Annotated in this window: 20 protein-coding genes; 16 read left to right on the forward strand and 4 right to left on the reverse strand. The window is 66.5% G+C overall.

The annotated features are described in order from the left end of the window. The first annotated feature begins 41 nt into the window (after positions 1-41). From PKE80_RS20495 to fghA, 3 genes are read left to right on the forward strand one after another with little or no spacing between them, the layout of a single operon-like run. Positions 42-1,154: an S-(hydroxymethyl)glutathione dehydrogenase/class III alcohol dehydrogenase gene (locus PKE80_RS20495; RefSeq protein ID WP_271184121.1), complete on the forward strand. Its 1,113-nt coding sequence runs from the start codon at positions 42-44 to the stop codon at positions 1,152-1,154. A gap of 14 nt (positions 1,155-1,168) precedes the next feature. After that, positions 1,169-1,549 (forward strand): VOC family protein, encoded by a 381-nt coding sequence (locus PKE80_RS20500; protein ID WP_271184122.1) that lies wholly within the window; start codon positions 1,169-1,171, stop codon positions 1,547-1,549. A gap of 4 nt (positions 1,550-1,553) precedes the next feature. Then, positions 1,554-2,393 carry an S-formylglutathione hydrolase gene (gene fghA, locus PKE80_RS20505; RefSeq protein WP_271184123.1) on the forward strand — a complete coding sequence of 280 codons (840 nt, stop codon included), beginning with the start codon at positions 1,554-1,556 and terminating at the stop codon, positions 2,391-2,393. Between the two features lie 4 nt (positions 2,394-2,397). Here fghA and PKE80_RS20510 read toward each other — a convergent pair whose 3' ends face one another. Together PKE80_RS20510 and PKE80_RS20515 are read right to left on the reverse strand one after the other, a co-directional pair. Beyond that, the gene (locus PKE80_RS20510; protein ID WP_271184124.1) at positions 2,398-3,078 is read right to left on the reverse strand and encodes an RES family NAD+ phosphorylase; all 681 of its coding nucleotides are present in this window, start codon (positions 3,076-3,078) and stop codon (positions 2,398-2,400) included. A gap of 14 nt (positions 3,079-3,092) precedes the next feature. Then, a complete protein-coding gene (locus tag PKE80_RS20515; protein WP_271184125.1) occupies positions 3,093-3,479 on the reverse strand; it encodes an MbcA/ParS/Xre antitoxin family protein in 387 nt (128 codons plus the stop codon). A gap of 358 nt (positions 3,480-3,837) precedes the next feature. On the opposite strand from PKE80_RS20515, the gene PKE80_RS20520 reads away from it, so the two are divergent. The 12 genes from PKE80_RS20520 to PKE80_RS20575 all read left to right on the forward strand — a co-directional run bounded on the left by PKE80_RS20520 (position 3,838) and on the right by PKE80_RS20575 (position 18,090). Then, on the forward strand, positions 3,838-4,599 hold the full coding sequence (locus tag PKE80_RS20520; protein ID WP_271184126.1) for an IclR family transcriptional regulator: 762 nt from the start codon (positions 3,838-3,840) through the stop codon (positions 4,597-4,599). Between the two features lie 37 nt (positions 4,600-4,636). Beyond that, the gene (locus tag PKE80_RS20525; RefSeq protein ID WP_271184127.1) at positions 4,637-6,070 is read left to right on the forward strand and encodes an amidohydrolase family protein; all 1,434 of its coding nucleotides are present in this window, start codon (positions 4,637-4,639) and stop codon (positions 6,068-6,070) included. A gap of 19 nt (positions 6,071-6,089) precedes the next feature. Continuing rightward, on the forward strand, positions 6,090-7,406 hold the full coding sequence (locus PKE80_RS20530; protein ID WP_271184128.1) for an MFS transporter: 1,317 nt from the start codon (positions 6,090-6,092) through the stop codon (positions 7,404-7,406). Next, positions 7,403-10,198, forward strand: coding sequence for a M14 family metallopeptidase (locus tag PKE80_RS20535; protein WP_271184129.1), 2,796 nt, complete (start codon positions 7,403-7,405; stop codon positions 10,196-10,198). Before PKE80_RS20530 ends, PKE80_RS20535 begins: the two co-directional genes overlap by 4 nt. A 1-nt stretch (position 10,199) precedes the next feature. Continuing rightward, positions 10,200-11,033, forward strand: a complete 834-nt coding sequence (locus PKE80_RS20540; RefSeq protein WP_271184130.1) for a carbon-nitrogen hydrolase family protein — start codon at positions 10,200-10,202, stop codon at positions 11,031-11,033. After that, on the forward strand, positions 11,030-11,854 hold the full coding sequence (locus tag PKE80_RS20545; protein ID WP_271184131.1) for a creatininase family protein: 825 nt from the start codon (positions 11,030-11,032) through the stop codon (positions 11,852-11,854). Before PKE80_RS20540 ends, PKE80_RS20545 begins: the two co-directional genes overlap by 4 nt. Beyond that, positions 11,851-12,510, forward strand: coding sequence for an RraA family protein (locus PKE80_RS20550; protein WP_271184132.1), 660 nt, complete (start codon positions 11,851-11,853; stop codon positions 12,508-12,510). The genes PKE80_RS20545 and PKE80_RS20550 overlap by 4 nt, the downstream gene beginning before the upstream one ends. After that, positions 12,510-13,025, forward strand: a complete 516-nt coding sequence (locus PKE80_RS20555) for an Lrp/AsnC family transcriptional regulator (RefSeq protein WP_271184133.1) — start codon at positions 12,510-12,512, stop codon at positions 13,023-13,025. The genes PKE80_RS20550 and PKE80_RS20555 overlap by 1 nt, the downstream gene beginning before the upstream one ends. 158 nt (positions 13,026-13,183) lie before the next feature. Then, positions 13,184-14,485 carry a cystathionine beta-lyase gene (gene metC, locus PKE80_RS20560; protein ID WP_271184134.1) on the forward strand — a complete coding sequence of 434 codons (1,302 nt, stop codon included), beginning with the start codon at positions 13,184-13,186 and terminating at the stop codon, positions 14,483-14,485. Beyond that, on the forward strand, positions 14,486-16,942 hold the full coding sequence (locus tag PKE80_RS20565; protein WP_271184135.1) for a TonB-dependent receptor plug domain-containing protein: 2,457 nt from the start codon (positions 14,486-14,488) through the stop codon (positions 16,940-16,942). Positions 16,943-17,075: 133 nt separating this feature from the next. Beyond that, a complete protein-coding gene (locus PKE80_RS20570; protein ID WP_271184136.1) occupies positions 17,076-17,849 on the forward strand; it encodes a sulfite exporter TauE/SafE family protein in 774 nt (257 codons plus the stop codon). 13 nt (positions 17,850-17,862) lie between these two features. After that, a complete protein-coding gene (locus PKE80_RS20575) occupies positions 17,863-18,090 on the forward strand; it encodes a DUF6356 family protein (RefSeq protein WP_271184137.1) in 228 nt (75 codons plus the stop codon). Here PKE80_RS20575 and PKE80_RS20580 read toward each other — a convergent pair. Both PKE80_RS20580 and PKE80_RS20585 read right to left on the reverse strand, forming a co-directional pair. After that, positions 18,087-18,614, reverse strand: coding sequence for an Lrp/AsnC family transcriptional regulator (locus PKE80_RS20580; protein ID WP_370424483.1), 528 nt, complete (start codon positions 18,612-18,614; stop codon positions 18,087-18,089). The two genes, PKE80_RS20575 and PKE80_RS20580, sit on opposite strands and share 4 nt — an antisense overlap. 91 nt (positions 18,615-18,705) lie before the next feature. Next, the gene (locus PKE80_RS20585) at positions 18,706-21,174 is read right to left on the reverse strand and encodes a zinc-dependent metalloprotease (protein ID WP_271184139.1); all 2,469 of its coding nucleotides are present in this window, start codon (positions 21,172-21,174) and stop codon (positions 18,706-18,708) included. Between the two features lie 629 nt (positions 21,175-21,803). On the opposite strand from PKE80_RS20585, the gene PKE80_RS20590 reads away from it, so the two are divergent. Further along, a complete protein-coding gene (locus PKE80_RS20590; protein ID WP_271184140.1) occupies positions 21,804-24,701 on the forward strand; it encodes a TonB-dependent receptor plug domain-containing protein in 2,898 nt (965 codons plus the stop codon). Positions 24,702-24,714: the final 13 nt, after the last annotated feature.

Consider the following 24,714-nt stretch of genomic DNA (forward strand, 5'->3'; position numbering starts at 1 on the left):
GGCAAGGCGCTAGAACCCGCGGCGAAAAGGAGACACCCCGCATGAAGACCCGCGCCGCCGTTGCCTTCGAGGCGAAGAAGCCGCTCGAAATCGTCGAAGTGGACCTGGAAGGGCCGAAGGAAGGCGAAGTCCTGGTCGAGATCATGGCGACCGGCATCTGCCACACCGACGCCTACACGCTCGACGGCTTCGACAGCGAGGGCATCTTCCCCTCGATCCTCGGCCATGAAGGCGCCGGGATCGTGCGCGCGGTGGGGCCGGGCGTCACCAGCGTGAAGCAGGACGACCACGTGATTCCGCTCTACACGCCGGAATGCCGCCAGTGTAAGTCGTGCCTCTCGGGCAAGACCAACCTGTGCACCGCGATCCGCGCCACGCAGGGCAAGGGCCTGATGCCCGACGGCACCAGCCGGTTCAGCTACAAGGGCCAGCAGATCTTCCACTACATGGGCTGCTCGACGTTCTCGAACTTCACCGTCCTGCCCGAGATCGCGGTCGCCAAAATCCGTGAGGACGCGCCGTTCCAGTCCTCGTGCTACATCGGCTGCGGCGTCACCACCGGCGTGGGCGCGGTGATCAACACCGCCAAGGTGCAGGTGGGCGACAACGTCGTCATCTTCGGCCTCGGCGGGATCGGCCTCAACGTCATCCAGGGAGCCCGCCTTGCTGGCGCGAACAGGATCATCGGCGTCGACATCAATCCGGATCGCGAGGAATGGGGCCGCCGCTTCGGCATGACCGACTTCCTCAACACCAAGGGCATGAGCCGCGAGGACATCGTCGCGAAGATCGTGCTGATGACCGACGGCGGGGCCGACTATACCTTCGACGCCACCGGCAACACCGAAGTGATGCGCACTGCTCTGGAAGCCTGCCATCGCGGCTGGGGCACCTCGATCATCATCGGCGTGGCGGAAGCGGGCAAGGAGATCGCGACGCGCCCGTTCCAGCTTGTCACCGGCCGCAACTGGCGCGGCACCGCGTTCGGCGGTGCCAAGGGCCGCACCGACGTGCCCAAGATCGTCGATATGTACATGACCGGCAAGATCGAAATCGATCCGATGATAACCCACGTCATGGGCCTTGAAGAAATCAACAAGGGCTTTGACTTGATGCACGCGGGCGAATCCATTCGCTCGGTCGTGGTCTTCTGAAGAGGGAAATTTCGATGTTCACGCATATCATGGTCGGCGCCAATGACGTTCCGGCCGCCAAGACCTTCTACGATGCCGTTCTCGGCGCGCTCGGCCATGGCGAGGGCAACTTGATCGGCGAAGGGCACGGTGTCGGATACGCCACGTCCGGCGGCTTCTTCGCGGCGGTGACCCCGCGCGACGGCAATGCGCCGAGCTTCGCCAACGGCGGCACGATCGGCTTTGCCGCACCCGGCCCCGAGGCGGTCGATGCCGCCCATGCTGCAGGTCTCGCTGCAGGCGGCACCTGTGAAGGTGCGCCCGGTCCGCGCGAGATGTTCCCTGGTGCCTACGGCGCGTACTTGCGCGATCCGACCGGCAACAAGCTCTGCCTCTGGCAGGCACCGAAGGCCTGATGCGATGAGCCTGGAGACGATTTCCACCAACCGCGGCCACGGCGGCACGCAGGGCGTCTATCGCCACGACAGCGCCGAGACCGGAACGCCGATGACGTTCTCCGTCTTCGTACCCGACCATGAGCCGGGTGCGAAACTGCCGGTGCTATGGTATCTCTCCGGGCTCACATGCACGCATGCGAACGTCACCGAGAAGGGTGAGTTTCGTGCAGCATGCGCGCAGCATGGCGTGATCTTCGTCGCGCCGGATACCAGTCCGCGCGGCGACGACGTGCCTGACGATGAGGGCTACGACTTCGGCAAGGGCGCGGGCTTCTACGTCGATGCGACGCGTGATCCCTGGGCGCAGCATTTCCGCATGCGCTCCTACATCGAGGCCGAATTACCCGCGCTCGTCGCGCAGCATTTCGCGGTGGACACTGCGCGTCAGGGGATCACCGGCCACTCGATGGGCGGCCATGGTGCGCTGACGATCGCGCTGCGCAACCCGGATCGTTTCCGCTCGGTCAGCGCCTTCTCGCCGATCGTCTCGCCGCTGAACTGCCCCTGGGGCGACAAGGCGCTGACGGGCTATCTCGGCGATGACCGTGTCGGCTGGCGTGCCTATGACGCCTGCGCGCTGATCGAGGACGGCGCGCGCGTTCCGGCGCTGCTTGTGGATCAGGGGACGGCGGACGGCTTCCTCAACGAACAACTGCGCACGCCGCTGCTCGTCGCGGCATGCGAGAAGGCGGGGCAGCCTGCGACGATCCGCATGCAGGAGGGGTACGACCACTCGTACTACTTCATCTCCACGTTCATGCCCGAGCACGTCGCCTGGCACGCGGAGCGCCTTCGCGGCTGATCGCTCAGCCGAACGCGCGCTTTTCGTAGACGGTGGCGATCGCGCTGCCGTCCCAGACGTAGCACAAGTGGCGTTCCTGCCGGCAGTTGGAGAGCAGGCGTGGCCGGAACACAGCCGCGCATTCGCCGCCCTCATGCCGGACACTGGCATAGACGATGCCGTCCGAACCTTCGCCGCGCAGGGCTACGGCAAACGCCTGCGACGCGCCGTAGTGGTCGGGGTGGTAGATCGCCGCAAGATCTTCCCGCCGCTCACGTATGTCGTGCATCCGCGCGGCAAGATCGACGGCATAGACCCGCATGTCGAGTTCCTGCGCAGGCTCCAAGGTGAAGGCCATGAACCGGCCGCGATGGTAGCAGGTTTCCGCCACTGCCGTATCGACCGAGCGCGCCGCGTAGAAAACCCCGAATGCCCCGTCGGTGAACCGGTCGCCTTTCGGATTGAGATGCGTAAAGGCCGCCATGATTGGCGTCGAACCGGGGCCGGAGACGCGGTCCTCGGGCGGCACCAGCGCCAGTTGGCCGGTCTCTTCGCGCAGACGGTCGTTCGTCATCGCCTCCAGTGCGAATACGGCTTCGAGGTCGGCCGGATCGGCAACCTTGTCGAACACGGAGACCGGAGGGAACCGGCTCGGCACGATGCGATAGCACGGCGTCCAGAGCAGGGCGGTTACCGGAACGTCCATGAGGATGTTTGCCGTCAGCCGCGCTGGGCGTCGACGTACTGCCGCACCACATAGAGGTCCGCGACGTTGCCTGAAGTCATGCGATCAAGCGCCGAGCGGCCGCTGAATAGCGGTGCGGCATTGGGTTTGCGCACCCAATCGTCGGCCGTTCGCGGTAGCAGGATTTGCAGGCCCTTGTAGATGCCCAGGACGTAGGAAATGCGCTCTAGCGCATCCTTGGGAATGGCCGCCACGGCGCCGCGCTTCCACGACTGGAACGTGGAACGGTTGTCCAGTCCGAGCAGCCGCATCTGTTCGTTCTCCTTGAGTCCCCAGGCATCGGCGATGCGAAAGAACGTGCGCAAGGCAGGGCCGGTCAGATCCTTCCGGTTCGGTTCGCGGGACTGCATGATCGTGGCCATGACCATCAGATGTACGCATTCTGATCAAATTTCAATAAATGATCATAAAATAATCGAGAAAGAAACGTAAGGAGAAGGTAGTGTTCACGTTCGTGAACGCATCGTGCGGACTGGCTTGTGCCAGTGATGCGGGACTGCGTGAAATTCAGGTCATCTGGTCTATGCGCTTTGTCTTCCCCGACGATGCCACATTGCAGATCATCCGACGGTTCCCCGCGATACCGTAACAAACATGCGCAGATCGGCGCAAAAGACAAACATTTGACACCTCCGGGCAAACAGCGCACAGTCTGTTCACAGATATGAACGTATCGTTCTGATTCATGAACGAATGACGTGAAAGTGATCAGGGGCCGCGATGACCAGTGATATCAAGTCCGCAGCACGCGTGCTCGACATGCTCGAGCTGTTTTCGACGCGGTGCGACGGGCTGACGCTCAGCGAAGTCGCGCGCGGTCTGGAACTGCCCAAGAGCAGCACGCTGGGCCTGCTGCGCACCTTGCACAAGCGTGGCTATCTGGTCCGCGAGGACGAGGACGACAGCTACCGCCTCAACGACATGATCCGCCGCGACGGCTTCGCGCGCCATGGCCGCATCCTGCGCGTCGCCCCGCCGGTGATGACCGCGCTGGCGGTGGATGCGGGCGAGACGGTGCTGCTGGGCATGCCCGATGCGTCCGGCCTCGTGCGGCTGCTGGCCAAGGAGGCATCGCCTTCGGACATCCGCTACGACATCGAACTGCCGCGCAAGGTTCCCGCATACTGCACCGCGCTGGGCCGCGTGCTGCTGGCGCGAATGGAGCCCGCCGCCTTCGAGGCCGCGCTGGACAGCGTGCCGCGCGCCGCGCTCACCGCCTCCACGCAAGTCGATCGCAGCGCCGTGATCGACGCCGTGGAAGCCGCGCGCGAAACGGGCTTCGCGGTGGTCGAGGACGAATTCGCGGTCGGCGGCACGGGTGTCGCCGCCGTCATTCCGCTCGGGCAGGGGCAGCCGCTGGCGGCGCTCGGGCTCGCCTGCATCTCGCAGCGCTACCGGCAGGACCCCGCGCGCCTTCAGGCCCAGTTGGGCGGCGCGATTTCCCGCATTGCCGAGGCAATGGCGGGTCAGGGCAACATGTAACCAAAGCTTCGCGCAAAACATGACGGTCGCAAACATCATGAAGCATTCATTTCGTAACATTGGCCGTAACCTCGTCCTTGCCGGCACCGCTCTTGGCCTGTCGGGCATGGCTTCCGCCGCCGCGCCCGAGCGCGATGCCGCAGTGCCGCGCACCGACCGCCACGAGTGGATCGCGGGCGGCACCAACACCGATCACACCCCGCGCATGATCCCCGAGCGGCCCGAAGCGGCCACTGGACCGGTCACCGTGCTGCGCGGCGGCTTCGTCTTCGACACGCAGTCCCTTCGGGTCGCACCGGGAAGCGTGGTGATGCAGGGTCGGCGGGTCATTGCCGTGCTGTCTGCGGACAGCACCGCGTGGCCCGCCGATGCTAAAGTGATCGACGTGACCGGCAAGTTCGTGATGCCCGGCCTGATCGACATGCACGTGCACCTGACGTACCCGGACAACGATACGCCCTACGACGTGCAGGCCGAGGACGCCGACGGCGTGCTGCGCGGCGAACGCAACCTGCGCTGGTTCATCGAGGCGGGCTTCACGTCCGTGCGCGATCTCAACGGCGTGGGCGATGCGCCTTATCGTCTGGCCGACTGGGCGGCGCAGGATGCCATCCCTTCGCCGCGCGTGTTCACCGCCGGGCACATCATCACCGGCACCGGCGGCCATGCCACCGAACGTCCGGTACGCCCCTCACACGGCCCCGACTATGCCTGGGAACGCAACGGCGCCGACGCCTGGCGCGCCGCCGTGCGTGAGACGTTCAAGAAAGGCGCCAGCGTCATCAAGGTCGCCAGCCACTTTGCCCCGGACGAGATCCAGGCGGCGGTGGACGAGGCGCATCGCCTTGGCCTCAAGGTGACGTGCGACTGCGAGACGATCTACACCCAGATGGCGGTGGAAGCAGGCATCGACATGATCGAGCATCCGCTTCCGCGCACCGACAGGACCATTGCCGAAATGGCGCAGCATCACACCGCCTCGGTGCCGACGCTGCAGGTCTACCAGAACGTGCTCGACCGCGCGGGCGGCTTCTGGGATTCGACCTCGCGCCGCTTCACGATGACCTCGGACGCGAACTTCGCGCTGTTCCAGAAGATGAAGAAGGCGGGCATCGTCATGGGCGTGGGCACCGACACGATCGGTGATGCGAACAAAATGATCCCCAACATCTACCTCGCCGAACTCAAGTGGTTCGTGAAGGGCGGCTACACGGTCCCGCAGGCGCTGCAGGCGGCGACGCTGACGAACGCGAAGCTGCTGGCGATGGACGACCTCATCGGCTCGATCCAGCCCGGCAAGCTGGCCGACGTGATCGTGGTGGACGGTCGCCCCGATCAGGACATCGACGCGCTGCGCAAGGTATCGATGGTGTTCAAGGATGGGCGCATGATGGTGAAGGACGGCGCCGTCGTCATTCCGCCGCATGTTCCCGTGCCGCTGCCCAAGCCTTCGCCCGCCGAAGCCCCCTAAGACGCAAGGAAGACCTGCCATGACGACTACGGCGCTTCCCGCCGAGGGACCTGTTGCGTGTTCGGTTCCGGGCCGCAAGGACATTGCGAGGGCCCTGGCCTCGGCGATGATCGGCAACTGGTTCGAGTTGTTCGACTTCATCATCTACGGCTACTTCGCCGCGCAGATCGGCATCGCCATGTTCCCGGCCGCCGATCCGGTGACGACGATCCTCTCCAGCTTCGCGACGTACGGCGTCGGCTTCGTGATGCGCCCGGTCGGCTCGATGGTGCTGGGATCGATGGGCGACCGCTTCGGGCGCAAGTCGGCGCTGGTGCTGACGATGATGCTGATGGCGGGCGCGACATGTGCGACGGGGCTGATCCCGACTTATGCTTCTGTAGGCCTGGTGGCGCCTTGTGCGCTCGTTGTGTGCCGTTTGGTGCAGGGTTTTGCGGCCGGCGGCGAGTGGGGCGGGGCGACCACGTTCCTCGTCGAGTACGCGCCCGCCCACCGGCGCGGCCTGTTCGGCGCGCTGCAGCAGTTGAGCACCAGCCTCGCGGTGGTCTCCGCCGTGCTGGTGGCGCTGACGCTGAATTCGGTGCTTTCGGCCGAGGACCTGCAGGCGTGGGGCTGGCGCGTGCCCTTCGTGCTGGGCATCCTGATCGCGCCTTTGGGCTTCTACCTACGCGCGAAAGTCCCTGAAACCCCGTACTTCAAAGCCGAACGCGAAGTGCCCGAGCACCCCTTGCGCGAGGCTCTGACGATCCACCGCCGCACCGTGCTGACGATCGCGGGCATGGTCGTGATCTGGACCGTGGCGGGCTATACCTACGGCACTTTCCTCGTCAGCTTCGCCAGCCAGGTGCTGGAAGTGCCCTCGCGCTACGCGCTGCTCGGCACCCTGACCGGCGCGCTGTGCAATGTCGCGGTGATCCCGCTGGCGGGCTGGGCTTCGGACAAAGTCGGGCGCAAGCCCTTCCTGCTGGTGAGCGCCGGCGGTTTCGCGATCGTCTCGATCCCGCTCTTCCTGTTCATGGCGGAGGCGCGCAGCGGCATCTCCGTCATTACGGCAACCGCAGTGGCCGGCGTTTTCTCCGGCCTCTTCAGCGGCACCGCGCCGACGTACTTGTGCGAACTGCTGCCGACCCGGGTGCGCTACACCGCGCTGTCGATGGGCTACAACGGCGCGGTCATGCTGTTCGGCGGTTTCGCGCCCTTCATCGCGACGCTGCTGGTGCGTGTGACCGGGGTGACCATCGCCCCGGCCTTCTACGTCACGGCCGCTGCCCTGCTTTCCTTCCTCGTGATCGCCTTCGTGCGCCCCCCCGATCCTGCAAAGGCCATCGACCGATGAGACTGACCCGCGCTCCCCTCCTCGCCACCTGCCTGACGCTGGCAACGCCTGCACTGGCGCAGGAAAAGCCGGTGCCGACCCCGGAACAAGTGCTTGGCCACCCGATGGGCGAGGATCGCTACGTCCCGTCCTACGACGGCATGATGGCCTACTGGAAGGCCGTTGCCGCATCCAGCGACCGGGTGAAGTTGGTCGACATCGGCCCCAGCACCGAGGGACGCAGGCAGGTCATGGCGGTCGTCTCCTCGCCGGAAAACCTTGCCAAGCTGGACGCATACCGCGAGACAAGCCGCGCGCTCGGCGCTGCCGAGGGCATCGATGCGGCGAAGGCCCGCGTCATGGCGGCCACCGGGAAGGCGCTGGTCTGGATCGACGGCGGCCTCCACGCCAGCGAGGTCGAGGCGCAGACCGCGCTGATCGCGCAGGTCCACGATCTGGTTTCGTCCGACGACCCAGAGGCGCGCAAGATCCGCGACAACGTCGTCACCCTGTTCGTGCCGGACAACCCGGACGGCCAGCAGTTCGTGGCCGACTGGTACATGCGCTTCAAGGATCCGATGAAGCGCGAGGCGGACTTCAAGTCGCTGCCGCGCCTCTACCATCCCTACGTCGGGCACGACAACAACCGTGACTTCTTCCTCGCCACGCAGGTCGAGACGCAGAACATGGTGCGCGTGCTCTATCGCGACTGGCGCCCGCAGATCGTGATGAACCAGCACCAGACGGGCCCCGCGGGCACCGTGCTGTTCCTCCCGCCGTTCCGCGATCCGTTCAATTACCACTACGAGCCGCTGGTGATCTCCAGCCTCGACGAAGTGGGTGCCACGCTGCAGAGCCGCCTGCTGTCGGAGAACAAGGGCGGCGCCACCACCCGCAGCGGCGCGCACTACGACACCTGGTACAACGGCAACCTGCGCACCTCGACGTACTTCCACAACGCGGTGGGCATCCTCGTCGAGATCATCGGCAGCCCGGTGCCCGAGACGATCCCCTTCGTTCCCGAGCGGCAGGTGCCCGGCAACGATCAGGCGCTGCCCGCGAAGCCCGGCCCGTGGAGCATGGCGCAATCGGTGTCCTACAGCCTCTCGCTCGCGCGCGGACTGCTGACCTATGCGGCCAACAACCGCGAGAAATTGCTGTTCGACCGCTGGCAGATGGGCGCCAATGCCATCGCCAAGGGCTCGACCGACAGCTGGACGATCTCGAAGGACCGCATCGAGGCCGCCCATGCGGCGCTGGCCGAGCGCGGCGGCAAGCCCAAGCCGGTGCGCACGCGCGGCTGGAGCGAGATCGACGCCGACCTCTACGACACGGTGCTGCATGATCCGGCGCAGCGCGATGCGCGGGCCTATATCGTCCCGATCGACCAGCACGATTTTCCGACGACCGCGAAGTTCCTCACCTCGCTCTCGCGCCTCGGCGTGGAGATGGGCCGGGCGGAGGAGCCGTTCACCGCCGCAGGCAAGACCTGGCCGGCTGGCACCTACATCGTCCCCGCCGCGCAGGCCTACCGCGCCCATGTGCTCGACATGTTCGAGCCGCAGCACTACCCGAACAACTTCGCCTATCCGGGCGGTCCGCCGATCCCGCCGGCCGACGCTTCGGGCTATACCCCGGCGTTTCAGGCGGGCGTGGAGTTCGCCCGCGCGCTTGATCCGGTGGGGGTGAAGGTGCGCCCGGTTAGCGGAGAGATCGCGCCCGATGCGCAGCCGATCGCGGATGCGGGCGTGGAGGGCACCTCCGGCGGCTGGCTCGTCAGCCATGACCAGAACGACGCCTTCCGTCTCGTCAACCGTCTCCAGGCGGCGGGCATCGCGGTGAGCGCGTACAAGACGCCGCTCGCTGTTGCCGGACGTGCCGTAGAGCCGGGCGCATGGTTCGTGCCTGTGTCCCCCAAGGCGCGCGGCATCGTCGAGGAAGGCGCGAAGTCACTCGGCCTCACCGTGCAAGCGGTCGCTGCCGCGCCGCAGGGCGAGCGGCTTGCCGTGAAGAAGCCGCGCGTCGCCGTGGTCGATCTCTACGGCGGCCTCCATCCCACCGGCTGGCTGCGCTGGATTCTCGACGGGCAGGAACTGCCGTACTCGATCGTCTACCCGCAGGAACTCGACAAGGGCGGCCTCGCGAAGTCGTACGACATCGTCGTCGTGCCCGATGCTGCTATCCCGAATGCCCGCTCGGGCGTGGACGGCGGCATGTTCCGTGGCCGCTTCGACAGCGTCCAGCCCGATCCCAAGGACATGCCCGCCAAGTACCGCGCCTCGCTGGGTGACATCAGCGCGGAAAAGACCATCCCTGCGCTCAAGGCTTTTGCCGACGCGGGCGGCACGCTGCTGGCGATGGGGTCTTCCTCGTCCGGCCTCGCCGCCGCGCTGAAGTTGCCGGTTGCCGATCCGCTGCTGGTGGAGAAGGACGGCAAGCGCGTGCCGCTGTCGAACACCCAGTTCTACGTGCCCGGCGCCGTGCTGACGGCCGATGCCAATTCGGCGGACCCGATCGCCTGGGGCCTCAATCCCAAGGTGGACCTGTTCTACGATTCCAGCCCGGTCTTCCGTCCGACCGCACCCGGCACCTCGGTCGCGGTGTCGTTCGGTGAGGGCGCGCTGCTGCACAGCGGCTGGGCCTGGCATCCCGAATACCTGAAGGACACCGCCGCCGTGCTCACCGTCCCGCAGGGCAAGGGCAAGGTCGTGCTCATCGGTCCCGAGATAGCCCTGCGCGCCCAGACTCAGGGCGCTTTCAAGATTCTGTTCAACGCCATCGCGCTCTCCGCCGCGCGTCCTCAAGGAAAGTAAGATGCTGCGCGCAGCCGTCATCCAGCTCAATACCCGCAGCGACAAGGCCGCCAACCTCGCCGCCATCGAGGCCGCCGTGCGCGAATGCGTGGCGAAGGAGCGCCCCGACTGGGTGCAGCTTCCCGAGCATTGCGAATGGCTTGGCGGCTCTGCCGGTGCCCCCGCCGTCGCCGAGCCTTACCGCGATGGCGACACCTGGACGCTGCTCTCGCGCCTGTCCCGCGAACTGAAGGTGTGGATCCACGGCGGCTCGTTCTACGAGCAGTCGGACAATCCCGGCCGTGCCTACAACACCACCGTCGTCTTCGACCGCGACGGCGTTGAACAGGCCCGCTACCGCAAGATCCACCTGTTCGATGTGACCACCGCCGACGGCGCCAAGTTCCACGAATCCGCCACCGTCGATCCCGGCAAGGCAATCGTCACCTACGATTGCGAGGGCGTCACCGTCGGCTGCTCGATCTGTTACGACGTGCGCTTTCCGGAACTTTATCAGCAGCTGGCGAGGCAGGGCGCGCAATTGATCGCCGTGCCCGCCGCCTTCACCCTGCTGACCGGCAAGGACCACTGGGAAGTCCTGCTGCGCAGCCGTGCGATCGAGACCGAATGCTGGGTCGCCGCCGCAGGCCAGTGGGGCACATACCAGACGCCTGCGGGCGAGCGGCAGTCGTTCGGCCAATCCATGATTATCGATCCGTGGGGAACCGTCGTTTCGCGCGTGTCCGAAGGGCTGGGCAGTGCGTCCGCCGCCATCGACATGGGCATCCTGAACCGCGTGCGCAGCCAGATTCCGGTCGCTGCGAACAAGGCCATCCGCATCGAGGCGTCGCTATGAACTGCGTTCGCCCGCACGCCCTGCAGGACCTGAGTCACGCCGCTTTCGCCGCGCGCATCGCGCAGGACCGCCCGGTGATCGTCCTGCCGCTGGGCAGCCAGGAGGAGCAGGGGCCTCATGCGCCGATGGGCGATTTCGTCGCCGCCGAGCGCATCGCCATGGCAGCCGCCGAAGCGGCGGGTGCGGTCTGCGCGCCGGTGCTGCCGTTCGGGTTTGCTGAGTTCTTCCGGGGCTTCCCCGGCGGCATGCAACTGCGCGGATCGACCTTCCGCGCGGTGCTGCGCGACATGATCGACAGCTTCCTCGACCACGGCCTCGACCGCATCGTCATCGTCAACGGCCATTCCACCAACGCGCCGCTGATCGCCGAAGTGGTCCACGCGGTGCGCCGCGAGACGGGCGTGGTCATTCCCGCCGTCCATCTCTGGCGCTCGCTGCCTGAGACGGTGTGGCAGGAGGCCCATGGCGACAAGGCTGCTGCCGCACGCGGCCATGGCGCCGATCCGGTGACCTCGGTGATGATGTACCTCGCCCCCGGGCTCGTTGGCGAGGCGAAGTCGGGGCCCACCCCGCGCAAGCCCGTGTTCGGGCTGCCGTCCGACCCGCACTTCGCCAGCGCGCAGTTTGGCGGCGTATCCGTGGACCTGCCGCTCGATGCTACCGAAGTGGCGGACGACGGCGTCGGCTCGGGCGATCCCTCGCTGTCGAGCGCGCGGGCAGGGCAGGTGTTCACCCGCTTCCTCGTCGGCCACGTCGCCGATTTCCTGCGTCACTTTGCCAAGTGCGATCCGCGCCGCCCCGAAGCGGCGCCGGGAGAATGACGTTCGATCGCCATCCGATGCCCCCGCAGGCCGCGCTCCATCTGGTGCACGGTCTGTCTCGCGTGGAGACTTCGACGCTGGGGCACTGGCGGCTATGGGGCCTGTGCGATCCGGCGCTACGGCCGCTCGCACCCGGCATGAAGGCGTGCGGAACGATCGTCACGCTCGCTCTGTCTGGTCCGGACGGCGCGCTGCTGCACGAGGCGCTCTCGCATCTGCGCGGGGGCGACGTGCTGGTGATCGACCGGCTTGGCGACACCCGCCATGCTGCGGTTGGCGGCGTGGTCGCGGCGGCGGCGATGCTGCGCGGGATCGCGGGCATCGTCGTCGATGGTCCCGTGGCGGACCTCGGCGAAATTCTCGAGACCGGGCTGCCGGTCTGGGCGCGCGGGGTGAGTGCGCGCACCACCCGGCGGCTGGGCCTCGGCGGGCGGTTCAATGCTGCGGTCAGCGTCGGCGGCGTGGTCGCGCGGCCGGGCGACATCGCGCTGTGCGATGCGGACGGCGTGGTCTTCCTCTCGCCCGAGGACGCGGCGGGAGACATCGACCGCGCCGAGGCCGCCGTGCGCCGCGAGACGCTGATCCGCGACGGGCTGGCCAAGGGCATTGCGCTCGAAGACCTGCTCGCCCCGCCTGCGCTGGCGGAGGCACGCTGATGGCGCCCACCCTATCCGGCGCCCCATCCGGACGGCTGACGCTCGACGATGCCGATATCCGCATCCTCGGCGCGCTGCAGAAGGACGGCACGCTGTCGGTCGCGGCGTTGTCGGAGGTCGTCCACCTGTCGCACAACAGCTGCTGGCGGCGGCTCAAGCGGCTGGAGGCTGCTGGCGCGATCACCGGCCGTGTGGCGCTGCTCGACCCGGTGAAGCTGGGGCTGGAACTGACCGCCTACGTCTCGATCCGCACCAGCGAGCACAGCGACGAATGGCTGCGCAGCTTCGCGCACGCGGTGGAGACGATGCCCGAGATCGTCGAGCTGTACCGCATGACCGGCGACGTGGACTACCTGATGAAGATCCGCGTCTCCAGCATCGCGGCCTACGACGCGGTCTACAAGAAGCTCATCGGCATGGTGAAGCTCACCGACGTCAGCTCCGCCTTCGCGATGGAGGAGATGAAGAACACCACCGAACTGCCCCTCGCGATGTCGCCCTGCAGGACCGGGTGATGAATGTGCGGGTAATGAAGAATTCGGCGTGATGTCCATCACGGCATTTCGCGAGACGGCACGAAATCTGGGTGAGATCGTCAACGCCGCTACCGACTAGAAGATACGACAAGGCCGCGCGGGCTTCTAGCCGCGCAGGATAAGACAGGAATTTCAAAGTGATTACCGAAGACGGCGGCAAGGGTGAAGCGACGCGGATGATCCATCCTGCAATGGATGGCGAATTCGCGCTGCGCACGGCCGCACCTGTTCTTCAGCGCGGGACGACGGTACTTCTCGACGACTACGGCTGCTTCGGACGCGAAGCGCCCACATACGGACGCGGCGGGCTGGCGACGCAGGCAGCGCTGCGCCGTTCGCTGTGCGAGTTGGAGGGGGGCGAGGTGGCCGAACTCTACCCTTCGGGCCTCGCGGCGCTGTCTGGCGCGATCCTCGCGGCATGCCGCGCGGGCGACGAATTGCTGGTGTGCGACACGATCTACGGCCCCACCCGCCGCTTCGCCGAGACGACGATGGCCGACTACAGCGTCACCGTCCGCTACTTCCCTGCCGATATCACGCTCGATGATCTGGAGGCGATGATCGGCGACAAGACCCGCCTGATCGTGCTGGAGGCACCCGGTTCACTGACGCTCGACATGCTCGACATTCCGGGCATCGCCGCGCTGGCGCGGTCGCGCGGCGTGCTGACGCTGGTGGACAACACTTATTCCGCGGGCGTGTTGTTCAAGCCGCTGGCGCATGGCGTCGATATCTCGGTGCAGGCGCTGACCAAGTACGTTTGCGGCCATTCCGACGTGTTCATGGGCAGCGCCGTCGCTAGCGGCGAAGTGGGCGCGTTGCTGCGGCGCGGGTCGCGCAGCATGGGCTGGGCGGTGTCTTCGGACGACGCCTACCTTGCCCTGCGCGGCATGCGCACGCTGCATGCGCGCCTTGCCCGTCACGGCGAGGCGGCGCTGGAAGTCGCCGCATGGCTGCGCGCGCAGCCGATGGTGCGCGAAGTGCTCTGCCCGCAGCTGCCGGGCGCGCCGGGGCACGACCTGTTCATGCGCGACTACAGCGCGGGCAACGGCCTCGTCACCGTGGTGCTCGACGGGCCGGAGAGCGCCGAGCGCGCCTTCCTCGACGCGCTGAAGCTGTTCGGCCTCGGCTTCTCGTGGGGCGGGTTCGAGAGCCTTGCCATCCCGTGCAACGGCCAGATCCGCCAGCGGTCCTTCGCCGCTGACACGACTTTCCCGGTGATCCGCCTCCACGTGGGGCTGGAGGACACCGCGGACCTCATTCGCGAACTCGACGGCGCGCTTTCCGCATTTGCGGCGGCGGTCGGCGAGGGCGCGCAAACCGGGACGGGACAACCCGCCGGACACGTCGGCGCCGTCGCCCCTTCGGGCAACGATGCCCAGGGAGACAGCGTCATCTATCCGGCGGCAGCAGATACGCCGCCCATCATGGGGGTTTGAATGCGTAGAATACTCGTTACCTCGTCCATCCTCGCGCTGAGCGTCGCCACCGGCAACGCGGCGTACGCCCAAGCTGCTGATGATACCGCAGCACCGGGCGGTTCGGACATCGTCGTCACCGGCTCGCGCGGGCAGGCCCGCACGGTCGCCACCAGCCCGACGCCGATCGACGTCATCAGCGGCGAGCAGATCGCCCAGCTCGGCGGCTCGATGCAGCTGCGCGACGTGCTGAGCCAGCTAGTGCCTTCGTTCCAGTCGCAGCAGGTCGGTTCCTCCTCGTGGAACTCGGTCACGCGTCCAGCGGGCCTGCGCGGCCTCTCGGGCGTGCATGTGCTGGTGCTGGTCAACGGCAAGCGCCGCCACAACTCGGCGCTGATCGACCTCAATTCGGGCTCGACCTCGATGGGCGGCAATCCGGTCGATCTCGACCAGATCCCGGCCAGCGCGATCGCCCGCATCGAAGTGCTGCGCGACGGCGCGGCGGCGCAGTACGGTTCGGACGCCATCGCCGGCGTCATCAACGTCATCCTCAAGAGCAACCCCGACGCGGGCAGCGGCTCGATCGAGGCGGGCCAGCGCTACAAGGACAGCGTCAACGGCAGCGACGGCGAGACCGTCTCGGCGCAGCTGTCCAAGGGCTTCCACCTTGGCGACAACGGCTCGATCGTAGTCTCCGCCGAAGCCAAGCGCCAGAAGGCGACGGTGCGTAACTCGGACTACACCGGCCGCATCTATTCGCGCATCAACGGCGCTGACGATCCGCGCGAAGCGACCGGCGACCGCCGCCGCTACCAGGGCGGCCTGCCCGACCTCAAGTCGATCAACCTCGCCCAGAACAGCGAGATCCAGGCGGGCGACCTGACGCTCTACAGCAACGCCACCTTCGGCTACCGCGAAGCGCGCGTCGGCCAGGCGGGCCGCTATCCCAGCACCACCAGCGACATCGTCGAGATCTACCCCGACGGCTTCACGCCCTACTACACGATGGCCGAGACCGACTGGCAGGCGACGGCGGGCATGAAGGAGACGGTCGCCGGCTGGAATCTCGACCTCAGCACCACGTACGGCCGCGACTACGTGCGTTCGGGCGCGGACAATACGCTGAATGCCTCGCTCGGCACTTCCAGCCCGACGAAATTCGACACCTTCAGCTCGGCGTTCGACCAGTGGACGACGAATTTCGACGTCACCAAGGGCTTCGAAGTCTTTGGCGGCCGCAACCTGCAGGTCTCGGCCGGCGCGGAGTTCCGTTATGAGAGCTACGTCACCAAGTCGCTCGACACCGCGTCGTGGCAGAACGGCGGCTACGTCTACCCGACCGGCTCGGCGCTGGCCGGACAGCCCGGCGCGATCGGTGCACAGGGCGCCACGGTCATCACCCCGGCCGACGAGGCGAGCATCCAGCGCACCATCGGCGCGGCCTACATCGACCTCGCGCTCGACCTCACCGATCGCCTGCTGGTGACCGGCGCGGGCCGCTTCGAGACGTACGACGACAGCTCGGGCAGCGTTTGGAGCGGCAAGGTCTCGGCCTTGTGGAAGGCGACCGACTGGCTAAACTTCCGCGGTGCGTTCTCCAACGGCTTCCGCGCGCCTTCGCTCTCGCAGCAGGCGTATGCGCAGACCGCCACGCAAGTCTCGCTGGTCAACGGTTCGTATCAGCTGATCGAATCCAAGATCCTGCAGACCGGCTCCGCCATCGCGCAGGCGCTGGGCGGCAAGGACCTGAAGCCCGAGAAGTCGCGCAACTACAGCTTCGGCGTGACGCTGACGCCGCTGGCGGGCTTCACGCTGACCGTCGATGCCTACCAGATCAACATCGACGACCGCATCACCCTGACAGGCCTGCTCTCGAGCGCCGGGGTGCGCCAGATCCTGCGCGACAACGGGTTCTCGGGCGATCAGTACGTACGCTTCTTCGCCAATGCCATCGACACCCGCACGCGCGGTATCGACGCGGTGGCGAACTACAGCTTCACGCTGGGCGACTTCGGCAACGTCCGTGCGAGCGCGGCGTACAACTACAACAAGACCAAGATCACCCACATCGCCGACAACCCCGAGGAACTGGCGAACCTGGGCCTGACCCTGTTCGACCGGCAGACGCAGGGCTACTTCACGGTCTTCACCCCGAAGGACAAGATCATCCTCGGCCTCAACTGGTCGAAGGGTCCGTTCTCGGTCAATGCCAAGGAAACCCGCTACGGCAGCTGGAAGGCGCTCGCCAACGCCGCTACCAGCGACCAGAGCTACGGGGCCAAGTGGATCACCGACTTCGAGGTGGGCTTCCAGGTGACCGAGAAGCTCAAGCTCTCGGGCGGCGCGTACAACGTGTTCAACACCTATCCTGACAAGAACACCGTGACCAACACCATCGGCAGTTCGCCTTACGGCAGCAACTCGCCGTTCGGTGCCTACGGCGGCTACTACTACGGCCGCCTCTCCTTCGACTTCTAACCTACCCATCCTGGCGGCCGGACCGGCGCCGACTGCGTCGGCCGGCCGCACTTTTCTCCTTACAACCTGACGATTTCACACCGGCGAACCTGCGGGCTTCGCGCGGGGTGTCGTCCTGCGCACGGTTCCCGCGATGCTGTTCCTGCTCCATGCCCACCCCCTGATGACCGCGATCGGCTGCGGCGGCCTGATCGGCCTCGTGCTCGCGCTGATCGGCGGGGGCGGCTCGGTGCTGGCGACGCCGATGCTGGTCTACGTGATCGGGCTGGGCAATCCGCACCTCGCGATCGGCACCGGCGCGATCGGCGTCGCGGTGAACGCGGCGATGGCTCTGGCCGGACACGCGCGGGCGGGCCGGGTGCGCTGGCGCAGCGGCATGCTGTTCGCGCTGTGCGGCCTTGGCGGGGCGAGCCTCGGTTCCACCCTCGGCAAGCTATGCGACGCCGAGTGGCTGCTGCGCGGCCTGTCGGTGTTGATGCTGGTGATCGCCGCGTCGATGATCCTGCGCCGCGCGGCCGAGGATGTCGCCGCCGTGCCTGCCGGCTGGCGCCGCCTCGCCGGGTTCGGCGCGGGCAGCGGCGGCCTTGCGGGCTTCTTCGGCATCGGCGGCGGCTTCATGATCGTGCCCGGCCTCGTCAGGGCGACCGGCATGTCGACGGCCGAGGCGGTCGCCACCTCGCTCATCGCCGTCGCCGCGTTCGGGGCCACGACGGCGGCGAACTACGCGGCGTCGGGTCTGGTCGACTGGCCGGTGGCGAGCGCGCTGATCGCTGGCGGACTGCTCGGCGGCCTTGGCGGCGGCATGCTCGCCGGGCGCCTCTCGGGCGGCCGGGATATGCTGCGCTACCTCTTTTCCACGCTCGTCGCGGCAATGGCGCTGGCCATGCTGGCGAGCACTCTCAACTGAAGGAATATCCCCCATGCTTCGCAAGATCTTCCAGGATCATCCCGAGTCTGTCGGCGAGACCTACGGCCAGCATTTCCAGTCGGCCTTCGGCTTCGGCACCGCGATGGTCGCGGGCGGCATCAAGTGCCTGATCCACGGACTGCTGCCGACGGTCTTCACGACCTCCGGCAGCGACGTGGTCCGCACTCTCCATCGCCGCATGGTGACGCACCGCCACCGCGACGACCAGCAGGGCGACTAACGCCCGGCGAGGATCACCGGCGCGATCTGGCGGCTGGCCACTTCGCGCAGGACGAAACTGCTGCGGATGCGGCGCACGTGAGGAAGAACCGAAAGCTCTTTGCGGTAGATCATGTCGTAATCTTCCAGCGATTGCACGTTGAGGATCATCAGGAAGTCGGTGTCTCCAGTGACGAAGGCACAGAACTGCATCGATGGGCTATCTAGCACGGCCTTCTCGAAGTCCTGCAGTACCGATTCGGTTTGCGATATGAGCTCTATGGAGACCATCACCAGCGTCCCATAGCCCAGCGCGCGGACATTGAGGTTGGCGGAATAGTTCGAGATATAGCCCGCTTCTTCCAGTATTTTGCGGCGACGGGCGACTGCGGTGCTCGACAGATGGACTTTCTCGCCCAGCCACACGTCCGATGCGCGCCCATCGGAGACGAGGGCACGCATCAACCTGAGGTCGGTGTCGTCGAGTTCGTGCTGCGCTGGCTTGCCGCGCGCGGCATCCAGCCAGTGCAGTTTACCGGACTGCATATCCATCTTGTTGAGCGCCCCTCTTTTTAATTTCGAAACCATAGTGCCGAATGTCCTCTGGATTTCAAACAAAAGGGATCGAGTGGGGGTGTTATTCCGACAGAATGTTATCGAACCAGCCTGTGTCACCGCCGATGGGCATTCCGGCGGGGATCGGCGGACGCGGGCGGCTGGCCTTGCCGATCTCGTCGGCGAGGCGACTGGGATCGCGCAGCAGTGCGGCCATCGAGACTTGCCACAGCGCATCCTCGGAGCCGCCCTTCGCCTTCGCGAAGCCGGTCGCGGTGTCCTTGAGGTAGCCGTCGAGCAGGGCGGCGACGTCGGCGGGGGTATCGGCATCGGCCCGCGCGGCGGCGATGGCGAGTAGGGTGGCTTGCGAAATCCGGCGCGAAACCGCGTTGCCGTGCGCGGCCACCACCGGCGAAAGCTTGTCCAGCAGCGTGCCGACGCCGGGCTGGCTCGAATCGTAGCCATGCTGGATGTGCAGACGGGTGAGGCGTGTGGGCGCGAGCAGGCTGTCGAGGGTGACTTGCGCGGCGACCTGCGCGGCGACGAGCGGATCGAACACCGCAGCGCCCGCGCCGCGCATCACTTCGGGCACGGCCTCGGCATCGGGGCGGGCGCTGCTGCCGCTCGACAGCATCATCGTCAGCGATGCGGGCACCGTCAGAACGCTGGGCGAAAGCGTGCCGACAAGCGCGTCGATCGCCTCCAACTGCTGAGCGGCGGGGACCGGATAGGGCGCACCGCGCCCGTCACCGACGACGGCGTATTCATAGTTCACGCCGCCCACCAGCTTGCCGGTGGCGTCGATCGAATAGCGGTGGAACAACCAGATCGGCACGAACTTGCGGCGCAGGTTGGACAGCGGCTCGCCGGAAAGGAGCACGCCGGGGCCGAAGTTCGCCAGCGCGATGCGGCGAACCTCCATCGTGTGGGCAAGGTCGGCGGGGGTGTCGTCGCCCTCGGTCCACATGTTGACGCCGGGCACCGCGAGGTCGGGCGCGCGGCCGTCCACGTCGGTGCCGAAGATCAGGCCCGCCTTGCGGATCGCATCGGCCTTGGCGGCGGCTTCCGCGTCCCCGTCGACGCCGGGCGCGGGTTGGCCGTAGAGCCAGTCCACGGTGAACTTGTCCCACTTGCCGATGCCAGTAGCGTAGGCGTCGCCAAGGTCCAGCCTGCCATCGGCGATTGCGACCTTGGGCGCGGGGTAGTCCATCACCGAGGCGCGGTCTTGCAGGCTGGCCTTGAAGTTGTGGACGAAGCCGATCGCATGGCCGACCTCATGCGCACCGAGCTGGCTGATGCGGGCGAGCGCGGCGCGGACCGGGTCGTTGGGGCCGCCGGTGTTGTTCTGCGCGGTGCCGACGAGCCCTTCGAAGATGGTGATGTCCTGCCGCACGCGCAGGGCGCCCAGCACGACCACGCCCTTGACGATCTCTCCGGTGCGCGGGTCGATCACGCCGCCGCCGTAGGACCAGCTGCGGTTCTGGCGGTCGGTCCAGTTGACCACGTTGTAGCGCACGTCCTGCGGATCGACGCCGGGGGGCAGGATCTCCACCCTGAAGGCATCGACGAAGCCCGCCGCGTCGAAGGCGTCGGCCCACCATCGCACGCCGTCGGCCAGCGCGGTGCGGATCGGATCGGGCGCGGCGCTGTCGATGTAGAAGACGATCGCCTTCTTCACCGGGGAGCGCGCGGCGGACGGATCGGTCTTCTCCAGCCGGAAGCGGTTGGAATATTCGACCAGCATCGGCGTGCCCAGCGGGGTGCCGAAGTCATAGGCCTGCGTGGCGTGGCTGCCCGAGCGGATGTCGAACTTGCGCGGCACGAAGCCGGGTTCGGGCAGCGCGATCAGCGAGGAATGGACGGTGACGCTGACCGCGCGGCCATCGGGCGCCAGCGTATCGAGTTCGCGGCCCGCGCTGTCGGCGGTGAAGGTCTGGACCGTTTCCAGTTCGACGTTCTTCGGGAACACCTTCACAGAGGCGGGATCGAGCGCGCTGAGCTTTTCGGACAGCTTGTAGCCCTTTGCGCTCTCGCCGATCGCGCCGGCCAGGTCCATCGCGTCGGTCATCAGCAGCGGGGTGAGGTCCACTGTGACGCTGCCCCCGTTCATGTTGGCACCCTCGCTCACCACGTCGAGCATGGCGACGGTGCTGAACGGGAAGCTGGCCTTCGCGCCCATCTGCACGCCCGCGTCGCCGCTGGCGCGGAAGCGCGGGTTCTCGAACACTACGGCGACCTTGCCGCCCATGCGGCGGAAGGCGAGCACCTTGGTATCGCCCTGCATACCCCGGTCGATGCGGATCGCGGCGGAGCCGAGGCCGGTCTTGATCGCCTGCGTGAACAGGTAGCGGCCCGAAGTGCCGTCGGCGGCGGGGGCGGGCAGGGTGAACAGCACCTTGCCCTTGGCGGCATCGACCTGCACCGGCAGCAGCGCGCCATCAGCGGTGGAAGCGACCGCAACCGGTGCGGCCCATGCGGACGGGGCGCCTGCATAGGCTACGGCAGCGCAACCGGCGACGAGGAAAGGCTTCATGCGGGCGACGAAAGACATCGTGAGTATTCCCCCTGTGGAGCTGGTGGCGAGAGCGTGAACCCCTCATCTCGCCGTTGCAGCAAAGCCTAGCGCAAACCTCGCGCAGCTTCCCCGAACTTATCGGGGCGGAATGGCGCATCGTTGATGGAATCCTGCGCAGAGAATTAGAAAGCCGCGAAAATCATGCGCAAGTGCTCGGTCGCTTGCACAAGTCGCCTACCGCATCGCCGATGCTGCGCTGCATTTCGCGAATCACGGCGCGATCGGGTTCGGGAAAATGCGCGGGTTCCGGAGCATCCGCACCAATCTTGCGCGGATCGCGATATTAACGCTGAAATCCATCAAGCGATCGGCAAAATAGCCGCAACTTTATTGGGATCATTCGCCCCCTTCCGGATAGTATCGACGGCATCAGGCAGCGATCCGGATCGGGGGCAAACCGAAATCCAAGACGGACACTGCCGGATGATGGGGTTCCCGCAAGGGTAGGCGGGAACGGGGAATACGGGTTTTTCATCAAGCGCTTTGCCGGCGGCACCGCGAGGGCGGTGAGCACATCCGTGTGCCTGGAGGAACCGCGTCCATTCTCCGTCCATCGGGATGAGGGCGCCTGTGGCGAGAGATTCGGTCACAGGGAGTTTTTCGCGATGCGCAATGCAAACACGGCCTTGGGCCAGACCTCGCAAAGTCGGGGCATGATGGAAAGCTTTTCAGTGCGTTCGGCCCGTGCCCTGCTGCTGGCAGGTGCTGCGGTACCGCTGTTTCTTGCGGCTCCGGCGATGGCCCAGGGCGCGCCGACGCCTGCGGACGAGGAGCCGGTCAACGACATCGTCGTGACCGGTTCGCGCATCGTCGGCGACGGCTACAGCGCGCCCACGCCCGTGGCGGTGCTGGGCGAGGCGGACATCGCCGCGCAGGCCCCGGCGAACATTTCCGACTTCGTGAACCAGATGCCTGCCATCGCCGGTTCGGGCACTTCGGGCACGAACTCGGGCGGGCTTTCGAACGCGGGTGCGGGCATCAACTCGATCGGCCTGCGGGGGCTTGGCGTCGGCCGTACGCTGGTGCTGGTGGACGGGCAGCGCTCGGTCGCCTCGACCGTGGGCGGCACGGTGGACATCAACACGATCCCGCAGGATCTGGTGAAGCGGGTGGAAGTCATCACCGGTGGCGCTTCCGCCGCTTACGGGTCGGACGCGGTGGGCGGCGTCGTCAACTTCATCCTCGACACCGGCTACAAGGGCTTCAAGATCGGTGCCGACACCGGCATCTCGACCTATGGAGACGCCTTCAACTACCGCTTCACCGGCACCGCGGGCTTCTCGTTGCTGGATGACCGGCTGCACCTGCTCACCAACGTGTCGTACTTCAAGCAGAACCGCGAGGAGGGGATCGACCGCGACTGGAACAACAAGGGTTATTTCCAGATCAATAACCCCGCCTACACCGCCACCAACGGCGAGCCACAGCGGCTGGTCGGCAGCGGGATCGGCCCGGCGGGGTACACGGCGGGCGGCCTCATCACCAGCGGCCCGCTGCGCGGTACGTACTTCCTGGGCGAGGGGCAGACCGGGCAGCTCAACTACGGCACCGTCTCCAGCCCGTGGATGATCGGCGGCGACTGGCAGACCACGCTCGCCGGCCATGTCGGCACCAACACCCTCGTTCCGCTCGATGAACGCCTGAGCGCATTCCAGCGCGTCGGCTTCGAGATCACGCCCGACATCGAGATCTTCGGGCAGTTCTCCTACAACCGCTCGGTCAGCGCGTCCTCGTACCAGCAGACTCCCAGCACCGGGGTGACCATCGCGGCGGACAATGCCTACCTGCTCAGCCAGTACCCCACCGTCGCGGCGCAGATGGCGGCGCAGGGGCTGTCCTCGATCACCGTGGGCACCTCCAACGCAGGCTTCCCGATCCCGGGCAGCAACATCAAGCGGCAGGTCTATCGCGGCGTCATCGGCGCCAAGGGCAAGTTCGACCTGTTCGACAAGCCGATGAACTGGGACGTCTACTACCAGAAAGGCGTCACCAAGGCGCGCGAGGAACTGACCAACACCTGGGTCAATTCGCGCATGGCGCTGGCGCAGGATGCGGTGTTCGACGGATCGGGCAACATCGTGTGCCGTTCCACGCTGACCAATCCGGGCAATGGCTGCGTGCCGATCGACCGGCTTGGCACCAACGGCCCTTCGCAGGCGGCGCTCGACTACATCTACAACGACGGCAACCAGCCGCTGCGCCACCAGACGATCAAGCAGGACGTCGCCGCCGCCACGATCTCGGGCAAGGCCTTCGCGCTTCCGGCGGGCGATCTGGCCTTTGCCACCGGCGTCGAATGGCGACGCGAGCAGATCAACGGCAGCGTGGATTCGCAGTACAATTCCGGCTGGCTCTACGGCAACTTCCGCGTCAACCAGGGTAAGTACGACGTCTATGAAGGCTTCCTCGAACTCGACGTGCCGATCTTCGACGGGATGAATGTCAACGCCGCCGCGCGCGGGACGCATTATTCCACGTCGGGCTGGGTCGGTACGTGGAAGGTCGGCGCCAACTGGCAGGCCATGAACGCGCTGCGCTTCCGCGGCACGCTGAGCCACGACATCCGCGCGCCCAACCTCGACGAACTGTTCGCGGCGGGCACTGCGCGTACCAACACCGTCATCATCCCGGACGGCGCCGATGCCCCGCAGACCGGATCGCTGCAGTTCGTGCAGAACGCCTTCGGCAACTCCTCGCTCAAGCCCGAAGTGGCTGACGGCTGGACGCTGGGTGCGGTGTTCGAACCCAGCTTCCTGCCGGGCTTCTCGCTTTCCTTCGATTACTACCAGATCAAGATCAAGGACGCGATCGGCTCGATCACCGCGCAGCAGACGGTGGACCTGTGCTACGAACAGGGCATCTCCTCGTATTGCCCCAACATCAACTTCGTGAACGGGCAACTCAGCACGATCGACCTGACGCCGATCAACTTCGCCCGCCAGCAGACCAAGGGCTTCGACATCGAGGTCAGCTACACCGCGCAAGTCGGCCCCGGCACCCTGCGCCTGCACGGGCAGGCCACGCACTATATCGAGAACGTGGTCGATGACGGCATCAGCTTCCCGATCGACTATGCGGGCGTGCTGACCAATAATACCACCTATGCTTCGCCCGACTGGGTTTACCGCGTCAGCGCATTCTACGACATCGACCCGGTCAGCCTGAATCTGGTGGCGCGCGGCTTTACCAATGGCGTCTACGGCAACGACTGGATCGAGTGCGATGGCGACTGCCCGGCCAGCACCGCGCAGTACCGCACGATCAACGACAATTCGATCAAGGGCGCGGTCTATTTCGACGCTTCGGTGGACTTCAAGTTCCCGGCGATGGGCGGCGGCATGGGCCACCTGACCTTCGTTGTGAACAACCTGCTGAACAAGGACCCGGTGCTCGTCGGCAACGGTCCGGACGGCAACAACGTACCCGCGTATGCCCAGACCAACCGCAGCCGCTACGACGTGATCGGCCGCACCTTCCGCGTCTCCGCCAAGGTCGAGTTCTAAGAGAGGATTTCGG

The organism is Novosphingobium resinovorum, assembly GCF_027922145.1.
GTDB classification, from domain to species: Bacteria; Pseudomonadota; Alphaproteobacteria; order Sphingomonadales; family Sphingomonadaceae; genus Novosphingobium; species Novosphingobium resinovorum.

Coding starts and splice junctions, on each gene's coding strand:
- PKE80_RS20590 (WP_271184140.1), top strand. CDS start 21,804: ATGCGCAATGCAAACACGGCCTTGGGCCAGACCTCGCAAAGTCGGGGC.
- PKE80_RS20530 (WP_271184128.1), top strand. CDS start 6,090: ATGACGACTACGGCGCTTCCCGCCGAGGGACCTGTTGCGTGTTCGGTT.
- PKE80_RS20495 (WP_271184121.1), top strand. CDS start 42: ATGAAGACCCGCGCCGCCGTTGCCTTCGAGGCGAAGAAGCCGCTCGAA.
- PKE80_RS20520 (WP_271184126.1), top strand. CDS start 3,838: ATGACCAGTGATATCAAGTCCGCAGCACGCGTGCTCGACATGCTCGAG.
- PKE80_RS20540 (WP_271184130.1), top strand. CDS start 10,200: ATGCTGCGCGCAGCCGTCATCCAGCTCAATACCCGCAGCGACAAGGCC.
- PKE80_RS20545 (WP_271184131.1), top strand. CDS start 11,030: ATGAACTGCGTTCGCCCGCACGCCCTGCAGGACCTGAGTCACGCCGCT.
- PKE80_RS20550 (WP_271184132.1), top strand. CDS start 11,851: ATGACGTTCGATCGCCATCCGATGCCCCCGCAGGCCGCGCTCCATCTG.
- PKE80_RS20515 (WP_271184125.1), bottom strand. CDS start 3,479: ATGGCCACGATCATGCAGTCCCGCGAACCGAACCGGAAGGATCTGACC.
- PKE80_RS20535 (WP_271184129.1), top strand. CDS start 7,403: ATGAGACTGACCCGCGCTCCCCTCCTCGCCACCTGCCTGACGCTGGCA.
- PKE80_RS20565 (WP_271184135.1), top strand. CDS start 14,486: ATGCGTAGAATACTCGTTACCTCGTCCATCCTCGCGCTGAGCGTCGCC.
- PKE80_RS20500 (WP_271184122.1), top strand. CDS start 1,169: ATGTTCACGCATATCATGGTCGGCGCCAATGACGTTCCGGCCGCCAAG.
- PKE80_RS20570 (WP_271184136.1), top strand. CDS start 17,076: ATGCTGTTCCTGCTCCATGCCCACCCCCTGATGACCGCGATCGGCTGC.
- PKE80_RS20555 (WP_271184133.1), top strand. CDS start 12,510: ATGGCGCCCACCCTATCCGGCGCCCCATCCGGACGGCTGACGCTCGAC.
- PKE80_RS20585 (WP_271184139.1), bottom strand. CDS start 21,174: ATGTCTTTCGTCGCCCGCATGAAGCCTTTCCTCGTCGCCGGTTGCGCT.
- PKE80_RS20580 (WP_370424483.1), bottom strand. CDS start 18,614: ATGCAGTCCGGTAAACTGCACTGGCTGGATGCCGCGCGCGGCAAGCCA.
- PKE80_RS20510 (WP_271184124.1), bottom strand. CDS start 3,078: ATGGACGTTCCGGTAACCGCCCTGCTCTGGACGCCGTGCTATCGCATC.
- PKE80_RS20575 (WP_271184137.1), top strand. CDS start 17,863: ATGCTTCGCAAGATCTTCCAGGATCATCCCGAGTCTGTCGGCGAGACC.
- PKE80_RS20525 (WP_271184127.1), top strand. CDS start 4,637: ATGAAGCATTCATTTCGTAACATTGGCCGTAACCTCGTCCTTGCCGGC.
- fghA (WP_271184123.1), top strand. CDS start 1,554: ATGAGCCTGGAGACGATTTCCACCAACCGCGGCCACGGCGGCACGCAG.